This is a genomic window from Streptomyces sp. P9-A4, assembly GCF_036634195.1.
Classification (GTDB): domain Bacteria; phylum Actinomycetota; class Actinomycetes; order Streptomycetales; family Streptomycetaceae; genus Streptomyces.
This window is the reverse complement of record NZ_JAZIFY010000001.1, coordinates 732,796-746,954: the sequence shown is the minus strand read 5'-3', so window position 1 is coordinate 746,954 and position 14,159 is coordinate 732,796. Positions and strand designations below refer to the sequence as shown.

The 14,159-nt window shown below is 74.8% G+C and carries 12 protein-coding genes and 1 pseudogene; 6 read left to right on the top strand and 7 right to left on the bottom strand.

All coding sequences use genetic code 11. The features are described from left to right. Positions 1 to 194 precede the first annotated feature (194 nt). Entirely contained in the window at positions 195 to 605 is a 411-nt protein-coding gene (locus tag V4Y03_RS03160) for an STAS domain-containing protein (protein WP_332433916.1), read from the top strand. On the opposite strand, the pseudogene V4Y03_RS03155 reads toward V4Y03_RS03160, so the two are convergent. After that, a pseudogene (locus V4Y03_RS03155) lies at positions 602 to 775 on the bottom strand (DNA-binding response regulator); the annotation flags it as partial. The gene V4Y03_RS03160 and the pseudogene V4Y03_RS03155 overlap by 4 nt on opposite strands. Before the next feature lie 24 nt (positions 776 to 799). Between V4Y03_RS03155 and V4Y03_RS03150 the strand changes: the two are divergent. Next, on the top strand, positions 800 to 1,219 hold the full coding sequence (locus tag V4Y03_RS03150) for a hypothetical protein (RefSeq protein WP_317876114.1): 420 nt from the start codon (positions 800 to 802) through the stop codon (positions 1,217 to 1,219). Between the two features lie 369 nt (positions 1,220 to 1,588). Here V4Y03_RS03150 and V4Y03_RS03145 read toward each other — a convergent pair whose 3' ends face one another. Next, a complete protein-coding gene (locus V4Y03_RS03145; protein WP_332433915.1) occupies positions 1,589 to 2,248 on the bottom strand; it encodes a class I SAM-dependent DNA methyltransferase in 660 nt (219 codons plus the stop codon). Positions 2,249 to 2,335: 87 nt separating this feature from the next. Between V4Y03_RS03145 and V4Y03_RS03140 the strand changes: the two genes are divergently transcribed. Beyond that, positions 2,336 to 2,962 carry an isochorismatase family protein gene (locus tag V4Y03_RS03140; protein WP_317876112.1) on the top strand — a complete coding sequence of 209 codons (627 nt, stop codon included), beginning with the start codon at positions 2,336 to 2,338 and terminating at the stop codon, positions 2,960 to 2,962. A gap of 339 nt (positions 2,963 to 3,301) precedes the next feature. Beyond that, positions 3,302 to 5,941: an NB-ARC domain-containing protein gene (locus V4Y03_RS03130; protein WP_332433914.1), complete on the top strand. Its 2,640-nt coding sequence runs from the start codon at positions 3,302 to 3,304 to the stop codon at positions 5,939 to 5,941. Between the two features lie 51 nt (positions 5,942 to 5,992). On the opposite strand, the gene V4Y03_RS03125 is transcribed toward V4Y03_RS03130, so the two are convergent. After that, positions 5,993 to 7,891: a hypothetical protein gene (locus V4Y03_RS03125; RefSeq protein ID WP_332437095.1), complete on the bottom strand. Its 1,899-nt coding sequence runs from the start codon at positions 7,889 to 7,891 to the stop codon at positions 5,993 to 5,995. Between the two features lie 322 nt (positions 7,892 to 8,213). Between V4Y03_RS03125 and V4Y03_RS03120 the strand changes: the two genes are divergently transcribed. Beyond that, the gene (locus tag V4Y03_RS03120) at positions 8,214 to 8,600 is read left to right on the top strand and encodes an anti-sigma factor antagonist (RefSeq protein WP_332433913.1); all 387 of its coding nucleotides are present in this window, start codon (positions 8,214 to 8,216) and stop codon (positions 8,598 to 8,600) included. 102 nt (positions 8,601 to 8,702) lie between these two features. Then, entirely contained in the window at positions 8,703 to 9,149 is a 447-nt protein-coding gene (locus V4Y03_RS03115) for an ArsR/SmtB family transcription factor (protein ID WP_332433912.1), read from the top strand. Positions 9,150 to 9,253: 104 nt separating this feature from the next. On the opposite strand, the gene V4Y03_RS03110 is transcribed toward V4Y03_RS03115, so the two are convergent. The 4 genes from V4Y03_RS03110 to V4Y03_RS03095 form a co-directional block, all read right to left on the bottom strand. After that, positions 9,254 to 9,787 (bottom strand): carboxymuconolactone decarboxylase family protein, encoded by a 534-nt coding sequence (locus V4Y03_RS03110; RefSeq protein ID WP_332433911.1) that lies wholly within the window; start codon positions 9,785 to 9,787, stop codon positions 9,254 to 9,256. A 78-nt stretch (positions 9,788 to 9,865) separates the two neighbouring features. After that, entirely contained in the window at positions 9,866 to 10,195 is a 330-nt protein-coding gene (locus tag V4Y03_RS03105) for an NAD(P)-binding protein (protein ID WP_332433910.1), read from the bottom strand. Between the two features lie 22 nt (positions 10,196 to 10,217). Further along, positions 10,218 to 11,954, bottom strand: coding sequence for an FAD-dependent monooxygenase (locus V4Y03_RS03100; RefSeq protein ID WP_332433909.1), 1,737 nt, complete (start codon positions 11,952 to 11,954; stop codon positions 10,218 to 10,220). A gap of 606 nt (positions 11,955 to 12,560) precedes the next feature. Continuing rightward, positions 12,561 to 14,069, bottom strand: coding sequence for an aminotransferase-like domain-containing protein (locus V4Y03_RS03095; RefSeq protein WP_332433908.1), 1,509 nt, complete (start codon positions 14,067 to 14,069; stop codon positions 12,561 to 12,563). Between the last annotated feature and the right edge of the window lie 90 nt (positions 14,070 to 14,159).

Below are 14,159 nucleotides of genomic sequence, written 5' to 3'. Positions count from 1 at the left end.
GCGGACACGGACAGGGATACGGTCATGCGTACGGGCGCGTATCGGCCTCGTGTGCGCACATCGATTGTCCGTACGAGGTGACATGGGCCCCATATTCACCGATTCAGGTGACAGCGTCCGAGGCGAAACGTCCCTCCCGGAACGGGGGCGGTCACGCTCGGAGCGACACATGGAGCCACCCTGTGGAGCGTCCGATGCAGCTGATCCCCCGTCATGACCCGTACCTCGTCGTCCGATCGGCCGACGGTCACACCGTCGCGTCCCTCCAGGGCGAACTCGACCTCGTCCTGGTGCGGCACCTGCGGCCCGAGCTCGACGCCCTCGTCAGGGAGTCCGACGCCCTGACGGTCGACATCAGGGGCCTCACCTTCTGCGACGCCACCGGACTGGGCCTCCTCGCCCACTGCGCCGGGCGCATGCACCGGCGTGGGGCGCGCTGGCGGCTCGTGTGCGACCAGCCGCGGATCCTGCGGCTGATCCGCCTCACGGCACTGGGCGACCTGCTGCGCCCGGAGGCCGGACTTCCGGACGGGGTGGGCCCCCCTCACCCGGGGCCGGCGGACCCCCGCCCCTCCGCGCCGGGCGAGACGAGCCCCGTCTCATAGGCGGCGATCAGGCGGCGGGTGATCGCCGGGGCCGGCAGCGCGTCGCCCGAGCGGACGAGACGGACCGCCGCCGTGGGGTGCTCCGGGGTCACGTCCTTGAGCGGGAAGCCGCTCGCGCCCGCGCCGAGCGCCGCGTACACGTACCGGTCGAGGTCGTACGTGGTGAGCATGAATCCTCCGCATAGGGTGGCCGCATGTCACTGGGTCAGACAGTTCTCTCGTCCGGTCGTTGGATCCGGCTCACCGAGCTGCGGATGTCCTCGACCTACGCGGGGATGCTGGAGGGCTACCCGTGCAAGCGAGTCAACGACCGGAAGGTCGACTGGCTCCAGCGGGACGCCGAACGCGCGTATGCCTCCATGCCGTTTCATTTCGTTCCGCCCTCCCGCGAGTACCCGGACGAGACCGCCGGCGCCTTCGGCCCCGTCGAGGTGCTGCCATCCGTGTTCTGCGTCGGCGTCTTCGACTCCGCCGCGCTCGACCCGGCGATGGACGGATCCTCCCTTGTCGTCGCCTGGTTCCAGCCCGCCCCCGAGGTACCGGCCGGTGAGGACGCCGATCCCGCGCTTCGCGGCGTCCGCTGGGAGGAGCTGGCCCAGGACTACGAGCTGTAGCGACGGGATTCCGCGCGTACCGCCCGCGGCGCTCTCCGCGGCCGGTCAGCCCGGGTGGGTGAGCGAGCCCAGCGGTGGGCAGGGGACGAGCGCGGTGCCGACGCCGGGACGTTCGACGAAGGCCCGGCCCTCGGCCGCCCGTTGACGCCGGGGAGGCCCGCGGTGCCCACCGCGCCGGGTCCCTCGGTCAGGATCGCCACCTGCAGTTCGTGAACACGGGCGGCGAGTGAGCTGACGGTGTCGACCATGGATCTCCTCGTACCTCGGTGGAGAAGAGCGAAGGGTGTCGAGTCCGTCGCGACCCCGGTGGAGATGACGGGCGGACGCGATGAGCGGCTCCTGCGGGCCGGGGCGGGCTTCTCGCCCGGACTACGCCTTGCGAGCCAGGAGTTGGATCTCGCGGAACTGGCGGCGGTCCGTGGGCTTCGGCTCGAGCCGGAGGCGGGCGGACTCCTCCAAGCCGTGTGCGCGGAGGAGCGCGGCGAGGTGGTCGGGGCACCAGCGGTAGGCCGTCGCCACCGTGTGGTCGTAGGACTGCGACTTCTCGTCGGGGCCGTCCGTGGCCGGGAAGGCGATCAACAGGTGGCCGCCGGGGGCCAGTACCCGGGCGAACTCGGCCAGGACCCCCGGCACGTCCTGCGGCGGCGTGTGGATGACGGACCACCGTGCGAGCACCCCACCGAGCGTGCCGTCCTCGATGTCCAGCGCCGCCATCGAGCCGACCTCGAACCGGATCCCCGGGTGGGCCTCGCGCGCGAGCCCGACCATCACGGGGGAGGCGTCGACTCCGAAGACGTCCAGGCCGAGACCGTGGAGGTGAGCCGTGATGCCACCGGGCCCGCAGCCGAGATCCGCGACCGGGCCGTGGCCGTCGCCGTCGCCGCTCGCCCGTACCAGCTCCGCGAACGCGCTCAGGAGGGCCCGCTCCAGCGGCCGGTCGCGGAGCTGGTCGTGGAACATCTCGGCATACGTGGGGGCGATGGCGTCGTAGGCCTCGCGGGTGGTGTGCAGGGTGTCGAGTTCGGTCACCCGGAGACCCTAGCGGGAGGGCCGGGTGCGCGCCCGGCCGGGCGAAACTCCGTGGCAACAGGGGCCGATGGGACTGATGATGACCTGATGACCTCGTACGCGCCCCCGCCCGCACCCGTACCCGCGCCCCCGCACGCCCCGCCCGTCGACGCCCTGATCGTCGTGGACGTCCAGTCGGCCTTCGTGACCGGCGCCGGGGCCGTGCCCGCCGCCGCCCGGCTCGTCGACCGTACGACCGACCTGATCGCGCGGGCCCGCCGGGCCGGCGCGCTCGTCGTCCACCTCCAGAACGACGGACCTCCCGGCGCGGAGGACGAACCCCACACGCCAGGCTGGGAACTCCACCACCCCGTCGCGCCCGGCCCCCGCGAGACCGTGATCCGCAAGCCGCGCGACGACGGCTTCGAGGGGACCCCGTTGGGCGGCGTGCTCACCGACGCGGGGGTACGCGCGCTCGCCGTCTGCGGAGTGATGTCCGAGATGTGCGTCCAGGCGACGGCCCGTACCGCCCTGGCACGCGGCTACCGGGTCGTCGTTCCCCATGACGCCCATGCCACCCAGAACGTTCCGGCCGCGCCCGGGATCAGCGACGCGATTCCCGCCGCCGTCGTCTCCCGCGTCGCGGCGTACGCCCTGGGGAGCGACGCGGAGGTCACCGTACCGGCGGCCGACGTCACCTTCACGGCTCCCGCCGCGGACCGGGCGGGCGCGTAGAACCTCGCCGCCGTCACCGACGTCACGGTGAACCCCTGCGGGCCGCACTCCTCGTACCACCTCGGCGCCGTCGTCAGCAGGCGCTCGCCCGTGGCTTCGCCACGCTGCTGCTTCGGGGACATGGGCACACCCTGGTGGCCCCGATATAGGAGGAAATCGTTCCTGCGGCGACGGTACGGGTGAGGCGAGCCCCGGCGCCCGGCGGGCGGAACGCGCCACGGGACGCCTCGGCGCGACGGCGAGCGGGCTGTTCAAAGCCTCGCCGATCTCTCTACGGTGGTCACGGGGCGTCCCGTCGACGCACCGGCGCGAGGTGATGCGCGACAGAATGGGGGAGCGGTGGAAGAGCTGGCGGCGCTTGCCATGTCGGGGGTGACGACCGTGTTCGGGCTCGTCGTCTCGGACGTCTGGGAGCAGGCCAAGGCGCGTGACTGGCGCCTGTTCCGCCGCCGGGGCGGAGGCGTGGAGGGTGATCGGCCCGACGGCGCCGGTACGGCCGTGGGCTCGGGCGGCGGTGACCAGGACGGTCAGGACACCGGCCGGGTCGTCGGTGAACTGGAGGCCGCAGGACGCGAGGTGGCGGCAGCGCGGGCCGCCGGGGACGAGACCGCCGCCCGCGCCATCGAGGCGCACTGGAGCGAACGGCTCCTCCGGGTGCTCCGCGACGACCCCGCCGCCGTGGCCGAACTCCAGGAACTCATCGCCGCCTTCGGACCTCCGGCCACCACCGCGTACCACTTCGGCGGGGTGAACCACGGCCCGGCCTTCCAGGGTTCGCGGATCCACGGCGATATCAACGTCACCGTGCACCAGCATCAGGACCCCGCCGCCTCCGGCCCCGTACCTTCCGGCCCCGTACCCTCCGGTCCGCGTCCCGACCAGGTACCCGCCCTGACGGCCGCGTTCGTCAACCGCACCGCCGACCTGTCCGAGCTGGACCGCTGGTTCGGCCCGCCGACAGCACGCGCCGGTACGGCGGGCGGGGCGGCGGTGGCCGGGACCGCGCCGGGCGCGGCCGCGTCCGCCGCCCCGGCGCCGGCCCGGACCGCGTCCGCCCCCGTCGGCATCGGCGTCCTCCACGGGCTGCCCGGTGTCGGCAAGACGGCGACCGCCTGGCACTGGGCCGCCACCGCCCGGGACCAGTACCCCGACGGGCAGCTGTACGTGGACTTCGCCGCCCTCCGCGGACAGACCGGCGGTGACGTCTCCGAGGCCGTCGCCATGTGCCTGCGCGGTCTCGGCGTGACCGACACCTACATGCCCGGCTCGCTCCAGGAACGCGCCGCGCTCTTCCGCTCCCGCACCGCCGACCGACGGCTCCTCGTCGTCCTCGACGACGTCGGCGAGCCCGCCCAGGTCCGCCCGCTCGTCCCCAAGGGCCCCGGCAGCGCCGTACTCGTCACCAGTCAGTCGCCGCTCGGCGAACTCGTCCTCGACGGGGCCCGGACCCTCGCCCTCCGCCCGCTGGACCGGGACGGCGCCCTGCGGCTGCTCGCCGAACGGTGCGGCGCGGACACCGTCGCCGCCGATCCGGCCGCCGCCGAACACCTCGTCGCGCTCTGCGGCGGTCTGCCCGTCGCCCTGCGGATCGCCGCCGCCCGCCTCCTCACCGACCCCTCGCTCACCACGGCCGCCCTGGCCGGGGAACTCGCGGACGAGAACCGCAGGCTCGACGCCCTGTCCCTGGGGCCGCTGGGAGGAGACCACTCGATGTCCGCCGTCCTCAACCCCACGTACCGCCTGCTGCCGACCGGAGCGGCCCGCCTCTACCGGTACCTCGGCTGGCACCCCTGCCGCACCCACGACGCCGACACCTCCGCCGCCGCGCTCGGCGCCACACCCGCCGAGACCGCCCCGCTGCTCGGCCGGCTCGCCGCCGACGGACTGCTCGAACGGACCACCGACGGCCGCTACCGCATGCACGACCTCGTCCGCCTGCACGCGCGCGCGTGCGCCGACGCGGAGGAGCCCGCCACAGGCGAGGCCGCGCTCGTCGACCGTGTCCTCACCCACTTCCTCGTCCTCACGGCGCTCGCCGACCGTGCCGTCCGCGCCGACCGGCTGCGCGTCGCCGACCTCGACGTACTCCTGGACGGGGTACGGGACCCCTTCGCGGCGCCCGGCGGACCCGCACCGCTCATCTGGCTGGAGAGCCGCAGCGCGGACCTCCTCGCCGTGCTGCGCGCCGGCGCCGCCACGGGCGGCCTCGACACCCCCGTATGGCAGCTGGCGGAGGCGTACAGCGTGCTCTTCCTCCACCAGCGGGCCCTGGGGCCCTGGCGGGAATCGCTCGAACTGGGAGCCGCCGCCGCCGCGTCGGCCGTGGCGCCGGCGGCCGAGGCCCGGCTGCGCAGCCTGCTCTCCAGGCCCCTGCTCGACCTGGGCGAGGACGACCGGGCGCGCGCCGCCCTCGACCGGGCCCTCGCCTGCGCCGAGGTCGCCGGGCACGCCGTGCTCAGCGCCTCCGTGCGCGAGTTCGACGGCCGGTACTGGGACCGGCACGATCCGGCTCGCGCCATCGCCGCCTACCGGGCGTCCCTGGAGCTCAACACCCGGGCCGGGGAGGCGCGCGGCGCGGCCATCGCCACCTACTTCCTCGGCTGCGCCCAGGACGCGGCGGGCGAGCCCGCGACCGCCCTGGAGACCCTGCGCACCGCCCACCGGTCGCTGACCGACTGCCGGGACCGGCGCATGGCGGCCCGCGCCACCGCGGCGCTCGGCATCGTCCACGACCACCTCGGCGACACCGACGCGGCGATGCGCGACCTGGAGGACGCCGCCACCACCCTCGGCGCGGAGCACGCCACGCACTACGAGGCCCAGGCACTCGTCGCCCTCGCGGACATCGCGGAGCGCACGGGCCTGCGTACGACGGAGGTCCCCGACTGGCTGACCAGGGCGGCGGACATCCACGAGGCCGGCGGCAGCCCCCTGGCCCCGATCATGCGGGAGCGTCTGAGGGCCCTCGGAGCGGAGTGAGGACGGGGAATCCACGTCCGGGAGGGTGGGCTCAGCGGCTGTGACCTCGGCTCAGCCGGTGGTCGGGCTCCGGCCCGGTGCGGTGACGGTGCGCAGGACCAGGATCAGGACCAGGCCCGCCGCGCCGGAGGCGTCGCCGTACGGCGACCCCTCACCGTGCGGAGCGCGCCCCCCGAGCGCGGGCACCCCACCGTCCGGAGAGCGCCGCTCGTGCACGGACGACAGCCCACCGTCCGGGGCGCGCCCCGCGCGCACGGACACCGGGCCGTCCAGGGGGAGTCCGGTGCGCAGGCACGCGTAGACCGCCGTCGCCGGAAGATGCGGGTCGGTGAAGGAGCCGCCCTGCGTCACCTCGACGCCCCGCCCGTCCCGCAGCCCCACCAGATGGCCGCCCGCGTCGAGCGAGGTCGCCGCCACGAGGCAGCCCGGCCGGGCCCCGAGCGTCTCGTCGATCCAGCCGAGCGCGGCCGTCGCGGTCGCGGCCGGCGCCGCGCTCAGGACGACCGACGCGCTCTCCACGATCCCCAGGTCCCGTTCCGCGTCCGTGCAGGTGAGAGGCGAGAACAGCTCGACGGCGGGGGATCCCGCATCCGGCACCCCGTCCGGGGACCCGTACGTCGCTCCGTCCGGCGACCCTTCCGGCGCTCCGTCCGCCACGGCGGACGGGAAGCGTTCCACCTCGACCACCACGGCCGAAGTCCCGGCGTCCCGGGTCACGCGCGCGCGTACCCGCCAGGACGTGACGGGCTCCGCCGGTACACGGACCGGAGCGAGGGCGCGCACCGGAGGCGGAGCGGACGACGGCTCCGGCAGGCGCAGGAGGTCGTACAGGACCGTGCGCAGCCTGCCGAGCGCCCGTCCCGGTTCGCTGAACGCCCGGTCCGCCACCTCCGCGTACCCCGCGCGCGCCGCCGGCTCGAACGCCGCCTCCACCTGTCCGCGCGCGTCCCGCCCCGGGTCGAGGCGCGGCGCGTGCCGGCCCAGTACCTCCGCCGCCGTACCGGGTACGGAGTCGCTCCCGAACGCCGAGAGCAGCACCGGCCGGCCGAGCGCCGCGCCGTACAGGGTCACCGAGCCGTGGTCCCCGACCACCAGGTCCGACGCGAGGAGCACGGAACGCCAGGCGTGCACCGGCGGGACCAGCAGCAGGCCCGCGTCCAGCGCGGCGGCGAGGTGGCGGCGGAGCTGCCAGGAGCCGTGCGCCGCCCACACGTTGGGGTGGACGACGGCCGCCACGCGGTAGTCGTCGTACGGGAGCGCGCCGAGCAGCCGCGCCGGAAGGCCGGGCCGCTCGCCGAGCAGCGAGGTCGGCCCCCACGTCGAACTGACCACCACGAGCCGCTGCCCGGCGCCGACGCCGAGCGCCGCGCGGTACGCGGACCGCAGCGGCGCGCTGGCCATCAGCTCGTCGAAGCACGGGTCGCCCACCAGGAGCGTGCGGCCGGCCGCCTCGGGGTGGGCGGAGAGCAGTTGTTCGCGCTGGTCCGGATGAGAGGTCGCCAGCCAGGCGCGGCCCGCCGCCAGGAGCGCGTCGGGCACGAGACCGGAGAGCCGGACCCGGTCGGCGCGCGAGTCCGGCACGTACTTCTGGAAGCCGATGCCGTGGGGGAGGACGAGGACGGGGTACGCGCCCTCGGGGACGTCGATGTTCTCGCTGGCGGTCAGGACGAGGTCCGGGGCGAGGTCACGGAGCTGCGTCCAGGGCATCACACGGCAGCCGGAGTCGTGCAGCAGGTCGAGGACGCCGTCGTTGAAGGCGGAGGTGGGGTCGTAAGCGAAGACGACGCTCACCCGGGTGTCGTCGCGCAGGACGGCGGGGAGGCACTCCAGGACCCGGGTGGTGGAGACGACGGTGCGCGCGGCGACGACGAGGGTCCGCTCAGCGGGGAAGGTCCGCCACCGCTCGGCGTCCGGCCCGACGGGAACGCGGAGGGGCCGATCAACGTGCATGGCCACCCCGCCAACGTACGCCCCGCTCACCCGTTACGCGGCTCGCGGCTCGCGGCTCGCGGCTCGCGGCTCGCGGCTCGCGGCTCGCGGCTCGCGGCCATCGTCCTGGTACCTCAATTTCTCGGGGAAGACAACGGTTCCGCGGCCCGGTCGCGGGCCGACCGTCACCCTATCCGTTCGCACCGTCCGGGCGTCCGGCAGGAACCTGTGAATTCAGAGAATTGCATCTTTATGCAAATAGGTGGGATCCTGGTCCGGCCAACCGATGACCGGGCCCTCCGTGCTTCCGCTGTGAGCCCGCACGAGAGGGACGACGACGTACATGACCATCGAATGGCGTTACACCGTCCAACAGGACCTGGGTGTGCTGTCCCTGGCCGGTTTCCTCGGCTCCGACGCCGTGGGGCGCTTCACCGGGGCCGTGGGGTGGGCGGTCGCGCGCGGCACCGGTCCGGTCGTCCTCGACCTGACCAGGCTGCGGGGCTGGTCCGTGGGCGGGCAACTCGCCGTCGCGGAGGCGGCCGTACGGCTCCGCGCCGCCGGCCGGGTCCTCGAACTGGCCGCGATCCCGGCCGACGGCTCCCTCGTGCCGGCCGGTGACGGCCCCGCCGTCCAGGTCCACCGCGACCTGGCCGCCGCACTCGCCGCCCATCGCGGCGCGGGCGCGGAGCAGCGGGAGTGGCGCAGCGATGCGTGGCCGAGCGCCTGAACGGCCCGAAGTTCCCGTCCGGTACGCCCCCGGCCACCGTTCGCGCGAGGATGGGGGCATGGTGCAGAGTGCTGGATCGACGCGACGCGCGGGGTGGATACGATGAGCGCGCCGCTCTACCAACTGAAGGCGGAGTTCTTCAAGACGCTGGGGCATCCGGTGCGCATCCGTGTCCTGGAGCTGTTGAGCGAGCGTGAGCACGGCGTCGCCGAGATGCTGCGCGACACCGGGGTCGAACCGGCCTACCTGTCCCAGCAGTTGGCCGTTCTGCGGCGGGCGAACCTGGTCGCTGCCCGTCGTGAGGGAACGGCCGTGTACTACGTCCTGACGACTCCTCAGGTCGCGGAGCTGCTGCGGACCGCCCGCACGATCCTCTCGGGCGTCCTGGCGGGCCAGGCCGAACTGCTGGCCGACCTCCGGGCCGCACCGCCGGCGCGTAGGGCCCGGGATGCGGCCCGCGTGGCCCCGGACGGGCATCGCCCGGTCCCGGATGCGCCCCGGGTGGCGCGCGAGGCGGCCCCCGAGGGCGAGCGGGCCGTGCTGCCCTGACCCCTCCGGGCTGTCCTCACCTGAGGGCCCTGCGGGCCGGTCGCTCACCCCGAGGTTCCACCGGTCCCGCGGCCGTCCGCCCCTCCTCCCGCCTCTGCCCTGCCTCACCCCTCCGCCTTCTCCGGCTGGATGCCCGCGAGCAGGTTGAAGGCTCCCGTCAGGAGGTTCAGGGTGACCACGCCGACCACCTCCGCGACCACCCGGTCGCTCCAGCCGTGGGCCCGTACCTCCGCCACGTCCTCGTCGCCCAGCGAGCCCGGCTCGGCGAGGACGCGGAGCGCGAGGCCGATCAGCGCGGCCTCGCGGGGGTCGGTCGACGTGCCCTGGCGGGCCAGCTCGATGTCCGTCTCGGTCAGCCCCGCCGCCCGGCCGGCGGCACGGTGCGCCTCGCGGCAGGTGCCGCAGCCGATCCACTCCTGGACGGCGAGCGACAGCTTCTCGCTCAGGGCGCGCGGGATCTTCACCCGCTTCATGGCCCGGGACAGGTTCAGATAGCCGTCGAGCAGCGCGGGCGAGTGCGCCATCGTCGACACCATCTCCCCGACCGAGCCGTGTCGTTCGACGATGTCGGCCAGCAGCTCGCCGGCCCGGCCCGGCGCCTGGTCGGGGGTGAGTGCGGTCAGTCTTCTCGTGGACATGAAGCCTCCTCCGGGGTGCCCTCTGCATACCCTTGGGGGGTATGACGAACGAGAGCCGGGAGAGGTTCCCGGGGAAGATCACCCGGCCGGAGGGCGGCGGCCCGGCGACCGCTTCGGACCGGGCCCCGCGACCGCCCCGGACCGGGGCCCCTCCTCCGCTCCCCCCGGCCTCCCGCTCACCGGCCCGCCCCGCGCACTGCCTTCGGTGATCTCGACCCGGAAACCGAGCCGCTCCAGTTCGTACGCGGCGACCAGCCCGGCCATCCCCGCGCCCACCACGGTGACCGTGCGGTCGGCGCGGGTGCGTCGCTGGGCGCGGATGGCGACGGGGCTGGACGCCGCCGATGGTCCGAGTGACGCAGGTGCTCTGCGTGGCGGCGATGCTCTGTGTGCGGTGGTGCTCTGCATGCCGGTCCGACTCCCGATCGGTTCAGTGCGCACGGCGAGGGCGGAACTGCGGCGACCCGCCGACGGCACCGGGGCCGTCGGCGGCGAACGCCGTGAGGTAGTCGCGGAGCAGGTCGGTACGGGCGAGCGGGGCGACCAGACCCACATAGCCGTCGGGTCGCACCAGTCGGAGGTCGTCGGGATGGCCGAGAGGGCCGGAGCCCGGCTCGTCCCAGGGCGTGACCGGCAGGATCCTGACCGGCACCGGGAGGACGGCGCAGGCCTCCCGCAGGGCGTGCAGCACCTCCACGCGGGCGCGTGAGGCGTCCAGGAGCAGGGTCCAGTACTCGTATCCGAGCAGGGTGTGCAGCCGGGCGGGTTCCGGACTCGGCCGGTCCGAGAGCCGGGTGGTGACCGTGACGTCCGGCATGCGGTCGCCCGCGCGGGGGCCCGAGCGGTGCAGGCGGCCGGCGCGGTGCCAGGACAGGGCGCTGTCCCTTTGGCTGCGCCCCAGGTCGCTCAGGCGCAGGTCCAGCCGCTGCTGGAAGCCGCGCCGGGCGAGGGCGACGGGCACGGTGGCGGTGAACGCCCGGTAGCCCCACGGTGGCAGCGGCAGCTCCATGAAGTTGAACCGCATCTCGCGGATGTACCGCACGGCGAGCAGCCGCTGTTCGTCGCTGTACGTGTCGAGCAGCTCCTCGCCCGCGTGCCCGTGGTGTACGGCGGCCAGCTTCCAGGCGAGGTTGTGGGCGCCGAGGATGCCCACGTTCATGCCGTGGCCGCCGACGGGCGCCCAGGCGTGGGCCGCGTCCCCGGCGAGCAGCCCGCGCCCGCAGCGGAGCCGGGCGGCGACCCGGTCGCTGAACCGGGCCCGGTTCAGCCAGGGCGTCCCGGCGGGCCCGAGCCGCAGCCCCGGCATCCGGGCGGTGTCCGCGACCAGATCCCGGAGTTCGTCGAAGGCGGGGGCGGCGGTCAGCGTGGGATCGGGGTCGTCGCGGAAGCAGGAGAAGCGGTAGCCCCCGCCGGGCAGCGGGAACACGAGCAGCGAGCGGCGCGGGGCGAGGAATATGTGGCCCCGGCCGGGTTCCTCGCCCAGCGGCCAGGTGGGGCGGGCGTTGCCCTGGACGACCTGGAGTCCGGTGCGGCGGCGGCCCTCGAAGGGGATGCCGAGCCGGTCCCTGACCACGCTCGCGGTGCCCTCGCAGCCGACGATCCACGGGGCGGCGGCGGACTCCACCGTGCCGTCGTCGTGCCGCAGCGTGAACTCCGCCCGGTCGTTGTGGACCTTGACGTCCGTCAGCTCGGTGTTCCACTCGACACCGGTGCCGAGCCGCGCCAGCTCCGTGCAGAGGAGCCGCTCGATGTCGTGCTGCTCGATGCTGAGCGGGCGGGCGTACGCCGACCGGGCCCAGCCGGTGGTGAGTTCGCCGAGGACACGGTCCCGGGCGTGGATCGTCACCACGTCCAGCTCCACCCCGTTGCGCCGGAGCGTCTCACCGACCCCGAGGGCGTCGAACGCTTCTCCGGCCCGCGCCCAGAGCACCAGGGCGCGGGCCTCGCGCTTGGTCGCGGGCGCCTTGTCGACGATCCGGACGCGCAGTCCGAGCAGACGCAGCCCGATCGCCAGGGTGAGCCCGACGGGACCGGCGCCGACCACGCAGACGTCCACGTCGCCGGCGCTGGTGCCGGCACCCGTGGCCGAACCGGCACCCGAACTCGAACCCGTGCCCCGGCCCGTACTGCCGGGCTCGTCCTCGCCCGTGTCCCTGTCAGTCCCCACCGGGGTCACCCGCCTTCCGCTGTCCGCCGCTGAGCCGAACCGCTCGGCGCGCCCGGTCTTCAGACTGCGGGCGGACGATCATCTTCAACAGGGCGTGCGGTGGGGCGCGGGAATCACGATGACCTGGGGTGATAACTACCTGTGCATCAGATGTCACGTTTGAGTGACGGTGGATGGATCCGGCCGCCCACGGCTCTTGCCGAGGGGCGGCCCTGACGGGGGTGAAGGACGTCTCGCCGTCGCGGCGCGTACGAACGGCAAGGTCGTCGCATCCGGTCGGCATGGGCGTGTCGCCGCCTGGGACCAGCGGAAACAGGGATCGGCGTGGTGTACGCGCCCAGGCGCGACCGGCAACCCACCGGGAGTGCCGGACTGGCCGAATCGTCACCCTCGGAGGCGGCACCAGCCCTCGGAATCGACCTGCTGGGCGGCGACTGGACGGGCCCGGAGCCCGTCCTCGTCGCGTACGTCCCCCGGGGTGTGGCCAGTTGTCGACAGGGCGGCCGCCTCCGCGCCCGCCCGGAAGGAGCGCCCGCCGGTGGCGGCCCCGACCGCGCGGGCCCCTCACCCGACGGCGCGGGCCCCTCACCCGACGGTGCGGGCCCCTCACCCGACCGTGCGGGCCGCGCACTCCAGGAGGGTCGGGATCGCCGCCGCCAGGGCGTCCGTCCCGTGCGCGTACGGCAGCCGGAGCCTGTCCCGGAAGCCGTCCACCGGCGAGAAGGCCGAGCCCGGCACCACCGACACGCCGTGCCGCCGCGCCAGCTGGGCGAGGGCCTCCGTGTCGGAGCCGGGGACCCGCACCCACAGTGCGGGACCGCCCGCAGGCCGGGTCCACTCCCAGTGCGGCGCCGTCGCGCGCAGCAGCGCCTCCGCCGCGTCCCGCTGCCCCCGCAGTTCCGCCCGGCGACGCGCGCGTGCCTCCGGAAGGCGGTCGAGCAGACGCACGGCGACGAGCTGGTCCACGACCGAACACGACAGGTCCACCGAGGTCTTGATCTTCGCCAGCCGGGACACCACCTGGGGCGAGGACCGGACCCAGCCCACCCGCAGACCGCCCCAGAAGAGCTTCGACAGCGTGCCGACGGTCACCGTCGACCCCATCGGAAGCTCCGCCACGAGCGGCACGGGAGCCGCGTCGTCCCGGGGCGACGTTCGCGGGCCGCCACCGTTCCGGCCGTGCCCGCCGTCTCTCTCGTTCCTCTCGTCTCCCTCATCTCCCAGGGCGAGTTCGGCGCAGGCCGTGTCCTCGACCGTGAACAGCTCCAGGTCCGTCAGGACCCGCTGCCACTCCCTGCGCGCCGCGCCGTCCAGGCTGCGCCCCGTCGGGTTGTGCACCGTCGGCTGGAGGTAGACGAGCCGGGGCCGGCCGTGGGCGCACAGCCGGCGCAGCGCCGCCGGGTCGGCCCCGTTCGCACCCCCGCCGGGACCGTCCCCGCCCACCGGGACGAGTCGGGCGCCACGCGCGCGCAGCGCCTCCAGGGCGCCCCGGTAGGTGGGGTTCTCCACGACCACCGTGTCGCCCGGCTCGACCAGCGCCTGCGCCACCAGCCACACGGCCTGCTGCGAACCCGAGGTCACCAGGATCTGCCCCGCCTCCGTCGGCACCCCCGCCGCCCGGTAGTACGCGGCGATGCCCTCCCGCAGGGCCGGGATGCCGTACGGGTGGTAGCCGTCGTTCCCGAGCAGCGCGCCCAGGTCGCCGCCGCTCAGGGCGTCCACCGCCTCGCCCACCGCGCCGAGACCCGGCAGCGCGCCGCTCGACAGGTCGGCGGTGCCGGCGGTCCGCGAGCGGGCGTCGAAGCTCACGAGCCGCCCCTCGGTCACGTACCCGTCGAGTGCCCCCGACCCCCGCAGCCGGGAGCCGCTGCCCCGCACGCTCTCCAGCCAGCCCTCGCTCTCCAGGAGCCCGTAGGCGGCCGTGACGGTGGACCGGCTCACCCCCAGCACCAGGGCCAGTTCGCGTTGTGAGGGCAGGATGCTGCCGCCCGCCACGTCGCCCCGCTCGGCCAGCTCGCGCAGGGCGTCCGCGAGCCGCCGTGGCAGCGGACCGGGCCCCTCCGACGACCAGCCGGTGAGCAGTCGGGACAAACGGGTCGAAGCAATCCTGGCCATGGCACCCATACTGCGCCACGACGCAGGCCAATCCGGCCCGACTGGTCGTTGTCGCCGCAGGTCACACGACGGAGGATCGACGACGGCGGG